The organism is Microcoleus sp. S13C4 (assembly GCF_036700865.1).
Taxonomy (GTDB): Bacteria; Cyanobacteriota; Cyanobacteriia; order Cyanobacteriales; family Microcoleaceae; genus Microcoleus.
In genome coordinates, this window is sequence record NZ_JAUBPS010000025.1 from 1 (window position 1) to 12,733 (window position 12,733).

At 47.0% G+C, this 12,733-nt stretch carries 16 protein-coding genes; 8 read left to right on the plus strand and 8 right to left on the minus strand.

Translation table 11 applies throughout. The annotated features are described in order from the left end of the window. Window positions 1–27: 27 nt before the first annotated feature. Window positions 28–222, minus strand: a complete 195-nt coding sequence (locus QT996_RS12770; RefSeq protein ID WP_333046927.1) for a hypothetical protein — start codon at window positions 220–222, stop codon at window positions 28–30. Between the two features lie 441 nt (window positions 223–663). Here QT996_RS12770 and QT996_RS12775 point away from each other — a divergent pair, with 441 nt between their 5' ends. Further along, window positions 664–1,602, plus strand: coding sequence for an SH3 domain-containing protein (locus tag QT996_RS12775; protein ID WP_333046929.1), 939 nt, complete (start codon window positions 664–666; stop codon window positions 1,600–1,602). A gap of 261 nt (window positions 1,603–1,863) precedes the next feature. Here QT996_RS12775 and QT996_RS12780 read toward each other — a convergent pair whose 3' ends face one another. The 6 genes from QT996_RS12780 to groES form a co-directional block, all read right to left on the minus strand. Then, window positions 1,864–2,292, minus strand: coding sequence for a hypothetical protein (locus QT996_RS12780; protein WP_333046930.1), 429 nt, complete (start codon window positions 2,290–2,292; stop codon window positions 1,864–1,866). After that, a complete protein-coding gene (locus tag QT996_RS12785) occupies window positions 2,289–2,954 on the minus strand; it encodes a glutathione S-transferase family protein (protein ID WP_333046931.1) in 666 nt (221 codons plus the stop codon). The genes QT996_RS12780 and QT996_RS12785 overlap by 4 nt, the downstream gene beginning before the upstream one ends. Before the next feature lie 46 nt (window positions 2,955–3,000). Beyond that, a complete protein-coding gene (locus QT996_RS12790) occupies window positions 3,001–3,510 on the minus strand; it encodes a hypothetical protein (RefSeq protein WP_333046932.1) in 510 nt (169 codons plus the stop codon). Next, the gene (locus QT996_RS12795; protein ID WP_333046933.1) at window positions 3,470–3,958 is read right to left on the minus strand and encodes a hypothetical protein; all 489 of its coding nucleotides are present in this window, start codon (window positions 3,956–3,958) and stop codon (window positions 3,470–3,472) included. The genes QT996_RS12790 and QT996_RS12795 overlap by 41 nt, the downstream gene beginning before the upstream one ends. A 225-nt stretch (window positions 3,959–4,183) precedes the next feature. After that, the gene (gene groL / locus QT996_RS12800; protein WP_333046934.1) at window positions 4,184–5,824 is read right to left on the minus strand and encodes a chaperonin GroEL; all 1,641 of its coding nucleotides are present in this window, start codon (window positions 5,822–5,824) and stop codon (window positions 4,184–4,186) included. 138 nt (window positions 5,825–5,962) lie between these two features. Then, window positions 5,963–6,274, minus strand: a complete 312-nt coding sequence (groES, locus tag QT996_RS12805; RefSeq protein ID WP_006633072.1) for a co-chaperone GroES — start codon at window positions 6,272–6,274, stop codon at window positions 5,963–5,965. A gap of 258 nt (window positions 6,275–6,532) precedes the next feature. Between groES and QT996_RS12810 the strand changes: the two genes are divergently transcribed. After that, complete coding sequence (locus QT996_RS12810) at window positions 6,533–6,958, plus strand: ferredoxin (protein WP_333046935.1); 426 nt, start codon at window positions 6,533–6,535, stop codon at window positions 6,956–6,958. A gap of 30 nt (window positions 6,959–6,988) precedes the next feature. Here the strand turns inward: QT996_RS12810 and QT996_RS12815 are convergent, their stop codons facing one another. After that, window positions 6,989–7,174, minus strand: a complete 186-nt coding sequence (locus QT996_RS12815; protein WP_333046936.1) for a hypothetical protein — start codon at window positions 7,172–7,174, stop codon at window positions 6,989–6,991. Between the two features lie 430 nt (window positions 7,175–7,604). Between QT996_RS12815 and QT996_RS12820 the strand changes: the two genes are divergently transcribed. The 6 genes from QT996_RS12820 (at window position 7,605) to QT996_RS12845 (ending at window position 12,694) form a co-directional block, all read left to right on the plus strand. Further along, window positions 7,605–8,255: a response regulator transcription factor gene (locus QT996_RS12820; protein WP_333038438.1), complete on the plus strand. Its 651-nt coding sequence runs from the start codon at window positions 7,605–7,607 to the stop codon at window positions 8,253–8,255. 337 nt (window positions 8,256–8,592) lie between these two features. Next, entirely contained in the window at window positions 8,593–9,114 is a 522-nt protein-coding gene (locus tag QT996_RS12825) for a LabA-like NYN domain-containing protein (protein WP_006633075.1), read from the plus strand. A gap of 202 nt (window positions 9,115–9,316) precedes the next feature. Then, window positions 9,317–10,957, plus strand: coding sequence for a 2-isopropylmalate synthase (locus QT996_RS12830; RefSeq protein ID WP_333046937.1), 1,641 nt, complete (start codon window positions 9,317–9,319; stop codon window positions 10,955–10,957). Window positions 10,958–11,089: 132 nt separating this feature from the next. Continuing rightward, window positions 11,090–11,890, plus strand: coding sequence for a class I SAM-dependent methyltransferase (locus QT996_RS12835; protein WP_333046938.1), 801 nt, complete (start codon window positions 11,090–11,092; stop codon window positions 11,888–11,890). 46 nt (window positions 11,891–11,936) lie between these two features. Beyond that, window positions 11,937–12,233 carry an antitoxin family protein gene (locus QT996_RS12840; protein WP_333046939.1) on the plus strand — a complete coding sequence of 99 codons (297 nt, stop codon included), beginning with the start codon at window positions 11,937–11,939 and terminating at the stop codon, window positions 12,231–12,233. Further along, window positions 12,227–12,694 (plus strand): type II toxin-antitoxin system VapC family toxin, encoded by a 468-nt coding sequence (locus QT996_RS12845; RefSeq protein WP_333046940.1) that lies wholly within the window; start codon window positions 12,227–12,229, stop codon window positions 12,692–12,694. The genes QT996_RS12840 and QT996_RS12845 overlap by 7 nt, the downstream gene beginning before the upstream one ends. Window positions 12,695–12,733: the final 39 nt, after the last annotated feature.

Sequence of the window (12,733 nt, forward strand, 5' to 3'; positions counted from 1 at the left end):
TAAGTTATTAATACATTACTTGAAATTTCACGATATTCCCATTCCTGGGGCATTCATACCTTGATTCAGCAACGCCGATTTAACGCCCTTGAGTGCGTAAGTTCTGTTTAAGTAAGGTACGATAGACAGTGGAGATCGAAGAACTGTATCCGGCTTCCGACACCCCAGTACGACGATGGGGTCGATCGCACCAATCGCCTGTCCATTTGAATCTGGCAGCATCTCAAACACCATCTCGGTCTCGAAGCTGCCAAGAATTCACCTGAAATGTAGCCCCATATTACTCAACTGCAACAACTGACAGCTAAATGGTTTAACGAACACCTGACAAGATATTGACGGACAACACATAACTTGGATTCCTAGCAAACTGTCACGCATTTAAACTGTTAACTATTGACTGTTGACTTTCCCGCTCTCCCATTCCTCGACTCAAACACTCTCGCCTTCTCTCTCCCCCGCTCTGCCATAATGAGTCATTTATCGGCGTAGCAGCTTTATTTGTCTTCGCTCAACTCACCAAACATTAAATAATATAAATAGAACTTGACTTTTGGTCATAAAAAAGTTATACAAAGCTTTTTTGTGGAAGACAAATCGATTTTTTTGCTATATTGACCTGCAATTAAGATAATGATTGTGTTTAAGTGAGGAGTTGAACGGATGAAAAACTTGAATTGCTGGAATAAACCCGCTGCATTGCTGGGCGCGATCGCGATGGTAGCCGGAAGTGTGCAGGCGAATGCCATCGGTGTTGCCGCCCCATCAACATCCACTGTCAGTCAACATGGGGAAAATATTTCCTTTGAAGATAGCGCCACGTTTCAAATAGCCCAGGCTGGCAACCTTTGCCGCAAAGTCACTCCCAAAGAAGGTTTGACCGTTCGCCAGAACCCAGACCCCAAATCCCCTAGAGTTGGCAGTGTAGCAATTAACACTCAGGTAACGGTACCCCAAAGCGCTAGTTCTGTTAAAGCCTCAGATGGCCGCCTCTGGATTCAAATTACCGCTCCCGTAAAAGGGTATGTAGCTACCGGATACCCCAAAAACGAGGCTAATTTAGGTTCGTGCACGACCGCCAGCACCACAATTAGTCAAACTCCTTCTCCAAGGCCGGCAGCGACACCAGCACCAGCACCAGCACCGGCACCTTCCCCAAGGCCGGCAGCGACACCAGCACCTGCACCAGCACCTGCGCCAGCACCTGCACCGACGCCTGCGCCAGCACCAGCACCAGCGCCTGCCCCAGCACCAGCACCAGCGCCTGCGCCAGCACCAGCGCCTGCGCCAGCACCTGCGCCAGCGCCTGCGCCAGCGCCTGCGCCAGCACCTGCACCAGCACCTGCACCAGCACCTGCAACGGGCCCGGTAAGTCTGTGCCGCCAAGTAGAACCTCGCGTAGCGCCGAGGGGTCTAGCTATCCGCACCGAACCTTCAAAGACTTCTGCTGTTAAAGGCGGTGTACCGGCTAACGGTCAAGTAACGCTTGTACCGAATTTCCAGTTAGTCAAAGATAAGAATGGAGAAAATCGCAATTGGGTTGAGATTTCAGCCCCTGTGGCCGGATTCATCTCGGCGGGAAATTTAATCATGTGCAAGTAAACTTCTGAGTTCGATCGCTCTTTTAGCCAAAAAGAGCGATCGACACCCAAAATAGTTGGTAAGTTATTGTCGCGCAGCCAGGGAACAACGCCGAGCCCAGATTCCTTCCCTGACTTACGCAGGAATAACTTATTGCTGTCGCGAGTCAGCGGTAGCGAATCTTTCTGTGCCTCTGTTTTTCGTCGGTGGCCTCAAGTCTTAGCTTCGTTCGTCCAACGCATCCGGGGTGAAAGAATTTAAGCAAAAAGCCGATCGACCTTTCTACTGACAGCGGCCGCTTGCCCAATCTTGGTGTCCGCGATTTGGTTGACACTTGGATTGTCGGCCAATCCAGACAATTTCCCACTTATTTTGCCTGAGTCTTAGTTCGATGCGGTGCCGCATTGCAGCAACAGAATCGTCAGCTAAACCGACGACGGTTTGGACAATTACGGCTGTTTCTCGCGTGGGATATTCAACTGAAATTTGGTCGCTTTTTCGGCCTTCAGATTCTGTGTCGCTGCTAAAGAGTTTGGCTGCGATATCTTTGGGATTGGAGACGGTAATTTTGCGATCGACAAGGAACTGTTTACCCTTAATTGATTCGTAGTTCGATCGGGCGGCGGGCTGCCCCATTGCTGCGATGGGAATTTGGGTGCAGGCGAAAATAGCTAGGAAAAAGAGCGATCGCTTGACAATTGATGGGTTCATGAGGCTTCAGATTGTGCCAGAAATTTTTGTCTTCGAGAGACGAAAGCCGCCAAATCTGCTTCGGTGAATTGAGTTTGCTGCCATGAGGGGCGGGCAAGCAGTCGATCGCACCAAGCTTGAATTTTTGGATAACCGTCTATGGATACACCAACCTGCGACGACAGCAAAGGCACGACGGTACCGGCAGTGCACTCGGCAAACGTCACATTGTTGCTACCGAAAAAAGGGCGATCGTCCAACAAACCTTCAAAAAATGCCAGCACAGTATTGACTTTTTCCTTCGCCTTTTTTATTGCTTGAGGTTCAGGATTTCCCCAGCCCATTTTTTCGCTAATGAGGGGGGAAAGGGCCGGCCCAAGTTCGTTAATCGTGACAAATTCTACCATTTTCACAACTGCCAAATCTTGCGGTTCTTTCGGGAGCATTGCCGGTTCGGGATACTTCGTTTCTAGATAGTCAAGAATTGCCAGAGACTCGAAGACGGTGAAGCCATCATCGACCAAAACAGGGATGCGGTGAAAAGGATTCATTGCCACAAATTCAGGCTGCAAGTGATCGCCGTCCAAGTGGATTTCTATTAATTCAAAATCGAGGTTTTTTTCTAAAAGGGCGACCCACACGCGGCGGGAGTTGGTGGAAATGGGAGTGTGATAAAGTTTCATAATTGGTGTACCTGGTTATTCAAAGGTAATAAAAGCCACATTTTGATTATGCACCTTGACTGTCATTTGATTTATTTTCTCCACCTTTGTCTTTTCCAGTTTCATCGTCTCCACAGTCGTCTAAATTTTTACTTTCATCTGAAACTTCATAATTATCCATAATTTCGATCAATAAATGCTTTATATTCTTATCAGGTGGGCGTTTCTCGAATTCTGCGTGCGTGTAAATCCACACCAACACAACTTCTTTTTTTCTAAAATCTAACAAATATATAAGTCGCCCTTGTTCAGCGGCTCCGCGAAGCTGAGGCATTTTAAACTCCAGCTTCCACAATTCTAATCCATCACGGCTAGAGCCTTGAGGCCAAGGTTCTAAATGTCCCAACGGTGGACGGGGACGGGGGTCAATACTCAAAAATTTGATAAATTTTTGGATTAATTCGACAAATTTTACTAATCCTGCCTGATTTTTACGATACCGATCGCGGATCAGTTTTTGCTGAGTTCTTTCAAAGTTATTCGAGAGCTTGATATGAAATTGCTCTGATCCGTTCACAGACCTCCTTCGCCGTCATCGCCTCGCTAGTTTCCAACCCTGCAAAAGTTTCCTCCAGGGCTTCGGATAGTGCTTTTTCATAAGCCATATCTTCGCGTTCAACTCCACTCAAAATCGCATTGAGAAGACGTTCAAACGCAACATTGTAAGCTAGCACACTTTTTTTCTCACCTTTAAGTTCAATTAAAAATAAAGAAAAATTCCACAAACAACGCCCTAAATAGTAAACAAAAATCCCCTTAATTTCTTGAGGCGGTTCAATTACGGCATAGGCAAAAATCTTGAGTAATTCTCGTGTTTCAGGGGGAATTTGATCCCAACGAGCGTCAATTATTACAGCTAAATTGTTTGCTTTTTGAGCCAGTTCCCAAAACCTTGAAGCGCTGGACGTGCGTGGCTGAAATATCTGCCGAATTTCGCTGGGGCTAATTGTGATGGTGGCTGACATTTGCCTGACCTCTTGCAATTTAATTGCTTGACTGGTAATCACTGTTTTCAGTATACCAGTAGAGCAGTATTATTATACTGTTAGAGCAGTATTATTACACTGGTAGAGCAGTTTAGTCAGCCCCAAAAAAACATTGCTGTCCCCATCAGGAAACAGCAATTTTGTCTATTAAAAAGGCGGGCGCTAAAGCCCGCCCCATCAAACGATCGATAGAAGATCGATTAATTAGTAATCGAAGTCGCCGCCGCCCATGCCGCCGCCAGCGCCAGCAGCAGCGCCATCCTTCGGTTCAGGCTTGTCAACGACGATGCACTCGGTTGTCAGCACCATACCAGCAATAGATGCGGCATTTTGCAGAGCAGAACGAGTCACCTTCGCAGGGTCAACGATACCAGCTTCAAACATATCGACAAACTCATTTGTCGCTGCGTTGAAACCGACGTTGAACGGCTTTTCTTTGACGCGCTCAGCAATCACAGCGCCATTCAAACCAGCATTTTCAGCAATCCGCTTCAGAGGAGCAGCCAGAGCCCGTGCCACAATCAATGCACCGGTCAATTCTTCGCCCTTCAGGCTGCTGTTAGCCCACTCTTCCAATTGAGGAGTCAGGTGAGCCAAAGTTGTACCGCCACCAGGAACAATTCCTTCTTCTACAGCAGCTTTGGTAGCGTTGATCGCATCTTCAAGACGCAGTTTGCGATCCTTCATTTCTGTTTCGGTAGCCGCGCCGACTTTGATGACTGCGACGCCGCCAGCCAATTTGGCCAAACGTTCTTGCAGCTTTTCTTTGTCGTAGGAAGACTCGGTTTCGTCCATTTGACGGCGAATTTGTTCGCAACGGGACTTAACGGCGGCTTCGTTACCTTCGGCAACAATTGTGGTGCTGTCCTTGGTGATGGTGATGCGGCGAGCTTTGCCGATCATGTCGAGCTTGGTATTTTCCAGTTTCAAACCGGCATCTTCGGTGATTAGTTGACCGCCGGTCAATACGGCGATATCTTCTAACATGGCTTTGCGTCGATCGCCAAAACCTGGTGCTTTAACAGCAGTCACGTTCAACACACCGCGCAGTTTGTTGACAACGAGGGTAGCTAGAGCTTCTTTCTCAATGTCTTCTGCAATGATCAACAGCGGGCGGCCGGAACGAGCTACTTGTTCGAGCACAGGTACTAAATCTTGTACCAAAGCGATTTTCTTGTCTGTCAGCAAGATGAAGGGTTCTTCTAGAATCGCTTCCATCCGTTCGGTGTCGGTGACGAAGTAGGGAGAAATGTAGCCTTTGTCGAAGCGCATCCCTTCGGTGATTTCCAATTCGGTGGTCATAGACTTCCCTTCTTCTAGGGAAATCACGCCTTCTTTGCCCACCTTGTCCATTGCGTTAGCAATCATTTGACCGACTTCATCGTCGTTACCAGCAGAGATGGAGCCGACTTGAGCGATGGCTTTGGAATCTTCTACTTGTTTGGCGTGTTCGGCAATTTTTTCTACCAAAAACGTGGTTGCTTTGTCAACACCGCGTTTGAGGGCGATCGCATTTGCGCCGGCTGCTACGTTACGCAGACCTTCTTTGACCATTGCGTGAGCCAAAACGGTAGCTGTTGTGGTACCGTCGCCTGCTGCGTCGTTGGTTTTGGAAGCTGCTTGACGGATCAGGGCAACGCCTGTATTTTCTACATGGTCTTCTAGTTCGATTTCTTTGGCGATGGTAACACCGTCATTGACGATTTGAGGAGCTCCGAATTTCTTTTCGAGAACCACGTTGCGGCCTTTGGGGCCCAGGGTTACTGCCACTGCTTCGGCCAAAATGTCCATACCGCGTTCGAGGGCGCGACGTGCATTTTCGTTGTAGATGATACGCTTAGCCATAGTTTTTGGGGATTTGAGGGTTTGAGATTGTGGATTGGGGATGATGAATTTTAGTCATTTGCCCCGTGTCATTAGTTGTTTGGCGGCGTTCGCTTTAAACTAATGACTGATGACTAAGGACTGATGACTAATGATTAATTAGTTAACGATCGCCAGAATGTCTTTTTCGGCTAGCAAGACGTATTCGTCAGTGCCGAGTTTGATGTCGGTGCCGGCGTATTTCGAGTAGAGAACTTTGTCGCCGACTTTGACTTCCATTTCAGTGCGGCTGCCGTCGTCGTTGCGCTTGCCGGGGCCTACGGCCGCGACTTCGCCTACTTGGGGCTTTTCCTTAGCTGTGTCGGGTAAAAGGATGCCGCCGGCGGTTTTTTCTTCGCTAGCGCTTACTTTCACGAACACGCGCTCGCCTAATGGTTTAACGGTAGAAACACTCAGTGATACTGCTGCCATAAATAAATCTCCAGATTACAGATCCTAGTCAGTCAGCCGTCAGAGGTCGCTCTAAAAGCAACAGCCGACTGCTTGCTACTGACATATTAGCACTCTCGACTCCTGAGTGCTAATTTAGCTTTAGTCACGGTCGATCGCAACTTAGTTGTCAGTACGGGTTCCCGAACAGAAAATGAGTTGGAGGGAAGGAGAGGGGGGAGTGGGGGCTGTGGTGATGACTTTAGACCGCTAACCAATTACTTTTGATTGATGAAGACAATGACAGAAAATAACGAGGAATCTTGCAGCCAAGGCTTGAGTGCTTGCGTCCAAAGCCTGGGAATCGCTCAAATCGAGCGGCATATTTTTATCTGTGCCGACCAAACCGTGCCCAAGTGCTGCGATCGCCAAACGAGTCTGGAGGCGTGGAATTACTTAAAAAAACGCTTGCAAGAATTGGGGTTGGACAAGCCAAGTGCCGATCGACCAGCCTGCGTTTTTCGCACCAAAGCCAATTGCCTGCGAGTGTGCGCGTCTGGCCCGATTATGGTAGTCTATCCAGACGGAGTGTGGTATCGCGACGTTACTCCCCCCGTCATTGAGAGAATTATTCAGGAACATCTCCTCAACTCAAAGGTCGTTCAAGAATACGCTTTCTTGACTCATCCTTTGCCTGTGCCTGCTGAGGCGGAGCAAAACGTCTAATTATAGCGCTGTTAAAGTACATGGGTATAATTAAAGGTTAAATTTAAGGTTAAGGGTGAGAATTTGAGACAGTTTGGCGTCGGGGCGATCGCACCTGCTACAGCTCAAAAAAACTGTAGTTAGGTGATTGTCTTCGTGCAGCTTCCCGTGTTCCTTGTGTTTCTCAAAAGGTACAGCCAAAAAAATCGATCGGAGGGACTGTGAAATTTTGTGCAAAAATTTCTCAGTGGCAGACACTAAGCAGGTTGCCAAACTACACTAGAAACAGTTAAATACGTAAGTAGGGAGTCTGCTTAAATTTCTCTATATCAGAAGTATCATTTAAAACCGGGGCATTAACCTGAAATTGAACCGATCGAGATTAAAGATATTTAACTTGGGATCTGTTAGGGAGTCTCAAATCAATCAAGGCTGATCTTGACAGGGCGATCGTCCATTACTGGTTTTGGCTGCGTTCCAGGTCGTAAGACACTCACAAACAGCCGTCGATTACAGGTTGGGAAGCGGTAATACCCGCCCCGCTTTCCCTCACCGCCATCCCTTCACCCGATCGTCGTCCTCTACTCCCACCCGGGTGGCGGGGGACTGAGCGAAAAAACAGAAGTGAAAACAAGCAAGTGTGCGGGATACTTTAGCGGGAATAAACATGACAAAGGACAATAATTCAGGAGAGCAAAAACGGCTGATGCTGGTTGACGACGACCCCAATTTGATCTTGCTGGTCAAGGACTACTTGGAGTTTCGGGGTTACAACGTCATTACAGCAGAAAACGGCAGAGACGCTCTGGAAAAACTAGAACAAGAAGTTCCAGACTTGATTATCTGCGACGTGATGATGCCGGAAATGGACGGCTACACTTTAGTCAAACACATCAGAGAAGACCCTCGCACGAGCTGGATTCCGGTTCTTTTCTTGTCCGCCAAAGGTCAAAGTTCAGACCGAGTAAAAGGCTTGAGCACTGGGGCTGACGTTTATATAGTCAAGCCTTTTGAACCAGAAGAACTGGTAGCCCAAGTGGAATCTTCTCTGAAAGCAGCATCCCGCTTGATTCGCCACTCAAATCCAGGTATGGAGAGTGGCCCAAAAATTAAGGCGCGTCGCAATGTCGAATTGACTCCCACTGAGTTAAAGGTGGTACAGTTGCTAGCGCAGGGTATGGCAAACCGCCAGATCGCAGACGTGATGAATGTCAGCCAGCGGACTATCGAAAGCCACGTCAGCAATATGCTGGGCAAAACAGGTCTGCACAACCGGACAGAGTTAGCTCGCTGGGCCCTTGAAAGCAAAAAGGCTTGAGCGGAGGTAATCTGCGCTATGAAATCAGGGGAGCAACATCTACTGCTATGCGCTTGGGTATGCCGGCTTGGCGGTAGGGCGGTACTGGCAGTGGTTTGAAGGTGCCATTAACCTTGACACGGCAACCGGTATTGAGTTACTAGGCGTATAGTTTGTGAGGGCCCCTCGCTCAAATGCAAGCAGGGTTAAAAGAACCCTCTGGCGGTAGAGCCAAAAATATGAAATACTGGGGAGATGGAGTTTTCTGAAGTCTAATCTATTGCCTCAGTTAGCTCCATGTTGCTAAAATGTGATATTTAGATTAACTTCTTTCTACAATTATTAGGTCTAAGTTTCTATGACAAACTTAATGAACCGCCTTTCTATTTTTGTGGACGGGAACAATATGTTCTACGCTCAACAAAAGAACGGCTGGTTTTTTGATCCTCGCAGGGTGCTCGAATATTTCAAAACTTCGCAGCCGAATGTCATCTTGATCAATGCTTTCTGGTATACGGGTTTGAAAGACCCCCAAGATCAAAGAGGATTTCGAGATGCTTTGATCAGTCTAGGTTACACGGTTCGCACTAAAATTCTTAAGGAATATTACGACGATGCTTCGGGCAGATATTCCCAAAAGGCTAATTTAGACATAGAAATTGTGGTTGATATGTTTAATACCGTGGATCAATACGACCAAGTTGTGCTGTTTAGCGGGGATGGGGATTTTGAGCGGGCGATCGAGCTGCTGCGCTCGAAAAATACTCATATTACTGTGGTATCAACCGAAGGAATGATTGCTAGAGAGTTACGAAATGCTACAGATAGGTATATAGACCTAAATGAAATTAGGGAACATATCGAGAAGATGGATTATTAGTCAGTAGTTATTAGTCATTAGTCATTAGCCAGTAGTTATTAGTCATTAGTCATTAGTCATTAGTCAGCAGTCATTAGTCAGTAGTTATGGGTTAGCGGTTATTAATTATTCGTTATTGGCGCGAAACAGGGGACTGGTGACTGGAGGCTAAAAATCCAGAAAAACGGACAAGTAAAAATCAGGAAAACACTTTTTTAGAGCTATGAAAACTCAACCAAGTCAAGACCGGATTATTATTTTCGATACGACTTTGCGGGACGGAGAACAATCTCCGGGTGCATCTCTGAATGTGGATGAAAAGCTGACGATCGCTCGGCAGTTAGCGAGATTGGGCGTGGATGTGATTGAAGCGGGTTTCCCTTTCACCAGCACGGGAGATTTCGAGGCAGTCCAAAAAATAGCCCGCTCGGTGGGTACGGAAGATGGGCCCACAATTTGCGGTTTAGCAAGGGCGAGAAAGCCGGATATTAAAACAGCAGCAGAGGCTCTGAAACCAGCAGCAAATGCGCGAATTCATACGTTTCTGGCTACGTCTGATATTCACTTGGAGTATAAGCTGAAAAAGACGCGGGCTGAGGTTCTGGAAATTGTGCCGGAAATGGTGGCTTACGCTAAGTCTTTTGTGGATGATGTGGAGTTTTCGCCGGAAGATGCTTGTCGATCGGAACCGGAGTTTTTGTATCAGGTTCTAGAACGGGCGATCGCAGCGGGTGCGACTACTGTTAATATTCCCGATACTGTAGGGTACACGACTCCGAGCGAATTTGGGGCTTTGATTCGCGGAATTAAGGAAAATGTGCCGAATATCGATCGCGCAATTATTTCGGTTCACGGTCACAATGACTTAGGATTGGCTGTTGCTAACTTTTTGGAAGCCGTGAAAAATGGCGCCAGACAGTTAGAATGCACGATTAACGGGATTGGCGAACGGGCGGGAAATGCAGCTCTGGAAGAGTTGGTAATGGCGCTTTACGTGCGGCGCCAATATTATAATCCGTTCTTGGGCAGGGCTGCGGATTCTGAGGAACCGCTGACAAATATTGACTCGCGTCAAATTTACAAAACTTCCCGCCTGGTTTCCAATTTGACGGGGATGTTGGTGCAGCCAAATAAGGCGATTGTCGGGGCAAATGCTTTCGCTCACGAGTCGGGCATTCACCAAGACGGGGTGCTTAAAAATAAGCGGACATACGAGATTATGGACGCTGAGTCGATCGGCTTAACTGAAAATCAAATAGTCTTGGGCAAATTATCCGGCCGCCACGCATTTCACACTCGCTTGAAAGAGTTGGGTTTTGAAATGGCCGACGATGAGTTAAATAAGGCTTTTGTCAAGTTTAAAGATTTGGCAGACAAGAAAAAAGAGATTACTGATTGGGATTTAGAAGCGATCGCCAATAACGAAGCGCACCAAGCACCGGAACTTTTCCGGTTAGAATTGGTGCAGGTTTCCTGTGGCGACAAATCGCGGCCGACAGCAACCGTAACGGTGCGGACTCCTGCGGGGGAAGAATTGACCGATGCTGCCATCGGCACCGGGCCTGTGGATGCGATTTACAGGGCAATTAACCGGGTGGTAAACGTACCCAACGAGTTAATCGAGTTTTCTGTACAATCGGTGACAGCGGGCATAGATGCGATCGGCGAAGTAACAATTCGCTTGCGCCACGAAGGCAAAGTATTTTCCGGTCACTCGGCAAATACCGACATTATCGTAGCCTCCGCAGAAGCATACATCAGCGCTTTAAATCGGCTGTATCAGGCATTGCAGCATAGTGCTGAAAAATCCTCGGGACAGCCAACTGCGATCGGAAATGAAGTTGTTGCAGAAGCACAGCGCTGATAAATTTATTGTCAGCCATTTTTCTTGAAACAAACCGCAGACGAACCTAGAGCGAAGCAGATAAATCTGCCTTGATTCTGGTTTATCTGCGGTTTAAAATTACTTTTTTTACTAATAACCAACTCTTGAAAAATGCAAGACGAAACTTTAAAAAAAGAGCGACAATTCCACGATGCTTGGGCATCTACGATCGATATTGACGGCATTAGAGTTAATGATTACTTTGAAGCTTGCACCGCCCCAGAAAATAGATTTATCGTCCAGCAAATGGGCGATATTACAGGCAAACGGCTGTTAGATTTAGGCTGCGGCGCGGGAGAAAATAGCGTTTATTTTGCTAAAAAAGGCGCGCATTGTGTGGCGGCTGACTATTCTCAGGGCATGGTAGAAGTTGCTCTGAAATTGGCTGAGAAAAACGGCGTCAAAATAGACGGCTGCACGGTGAATGCAATGGCGCTGGATTTCCCGGACAATAGTTTTGATATTGTTTATGCTTCTAATTTATTGCACCATTTACCGGAACCAGAAAAGGCAATTCGCGAAATGCACCGCGTGCTGAAGCCGGGTGGCAAAGCTTGCTTTTGGGACCCGATGAAGCACAATCCGGTGATTAATGTTTACCGCAGAATGGCGACTGAGGTGCGGACGGAGGATGAAAGTCCTTTGGATATTAATATTGTGAAACTTGTTCAATCTTTGTTTTCCGAGACGGCTTACGATACGTTTTGGCTGACATCGCTGTGGATTTTTTTACGCTTTTATTTGATCGAAAAAGTGCATCCAAATGAGGAGCGTTATTGGAAAAAGATTATCATTGAACAAGAGAGATTGAAACCGGAATACTCTCGATTGGAAGGGTTTGATGGGTTTTTGAAGAAGTTGCCTTTGATGAAGCGCTTGGCCTGGAATTTGGCTGTGGTGGCAACGAAGTAATTAAAAGAAGTACAATAAGTCAAAGCATTTAATTAAGAGGGTAATTATGCCAGAAACTATTACTGCTATCTACGAAAACGGGGTTTTTCGTCCCTTGAGTTCTGTGTCTTTCCAGGATGGGGAAACTGTGCAGATTCAACTCTGGCCAGATGATCCAAAAAAGCAGGCAGAATTGGCAATCCAGTTTTTAGTTGACCGAGGATTGGTGACTCCACTACCTAACGCTGCCCATAACGTCGAGGCTGTCACTGATGAAGATGTGTATGAATTGGCTAAAAGGTTAGGGGCAAAACCGGGCAAGCCTCTATCAGAAATGATTATCGAGGATCGCGGCCCGTGGTAAACATTTATTTTTTGGATAGCAGCGCCCTCATCAAAAGATATGTGGTTGAAATTGGCAGCCCTTGGATAAAAACGCTCACGGATTCCCAGACTGGTAACTCGCTGCTTCTAGTCCGCATCACCTGGGTGGAAGTTCTTAGTGCTTTTGCACGCAGACAACGTGAAGGCGGTATAACTGCTGCGGAAGTTGCTGCACTTATTGCAAAGTTTCGCTCTGAATTCAATAGTCGGTATAGAGTTATCGAAGTTGATGTGGCACTGGTTGAAAGGGCGGGTGAATTGATTGTTCAATATCCACTGCGGGCTTATGATGCTGTGCAATTGGCGTCTGCTTTGCGCGTTCAATCTGTTTTAACATCCATGCCAGAAACTCAACTAATTTTTGTTTCTGCAGATAACAGATTGCTGGATATTGCTCAATCGGCAGGGTTGGCTATTGATAATCCTAATTATTATCCGTAATCAAGCTGTTGGTAGTGAGGAATGCAAGTCTTGATACAA

What these genes read in the sequence shown, in the direction of transcription:
- groL (WP_333046934.1), bottom strand. Translation starts at nt 5,824, where the DNA reads ATGGCTAAGCGTATCATCTACAACGAAAATGCACGTCGCGCCCTCGAA.
- QT996_RS12770 (WP_333046927.1), bottom strand. Translation starts at nt 222, where the DNA reads ATGCTGCCAGATTCAAATGGACAGGCGATTGGTGCGATCGACCCCATC.
- QT996_RS12780 (WP_333046930.1), bottom strand. Translation starts at nt 2,292, where the DNA reads ATGAACCCATCAATTGTCAAGCGATCGCTCTTTTTCCTAGCTATTTTC.
- QT996_RS12810 (WP_333046935.1), top strand. Translation starts at nt 6,533, where the DNA reads ATGACAGAAAATAACGAGGAATCTTGCAGCCAAGGCTTGAGTGCTTGC.
- QT996_RS12835 (WP_333046938.1), top strand. Translation starts at nt 11,090, where the DNA reads ATGCAAGACGAAACTTTAAAAAAAGAGCGACAATTCCACGATGCTTGG.
- QT996_RS12775 (WP_333046929.1), top strand. Translation starts at nt 664, where the DNA reads ATGAAAAACTTGAATTGCTGGAATAAACCCGCTGCATTGCTGGGCGCG.
- QT996_RS12830 (WP_333046937.1), top strand. Translation starts at nt 9,317, where the DNA reads ATGAAAACTCAACCAAGTCAAGACCGGATTATTATTTTCGATACGACT.
- QT996_RS12795 (WP_333046933.1), bottom strand. Translation starts at nt 3,958, where the DNA reads ATGTCAGCCACCATCACAATTAGCCCCAGCGAAATTCGGCAGATATTT.
- QT996_RS12785 (WP_333046931.1), bottom strand. Translation starts at nt 2,954, where the DNA reads ATGAAACTTTATCACACTCCCATTTCCACCAACTCCCGCCGCGTGTGG.
- QT996_RS12825 (WP_006633075.1), top strand. Translation starts at nt 8,593, where the DNA reads ATGACAAACTTAATGAACCGCCTTTCTATTTTTGTGGACGGGAACAAT.
- groES (WP_006633072.1), bottom strand. Translation starts at nt 6,274, where the DNA reads ATGGCAGCAGTATCACTGAGTGTTTCTACCGTTAAACCATTAGGCGAG.
- QT996_RS12840 (WP_333046939.1), top strand. Translation starts at nt 11,937, where the DNA reads ATGCCAGAAACTATTACTGCTATCTACGAAAACGGGGTTTTTCGTCCC.
- QT996_RS12820 (WP_333038438.1), top strand. Translation starts at nt 7,605, where the DNA reads ATGACAAAGGACAATAATTCAGGAGAGCAAAAACGGCTGATGCTGGTT.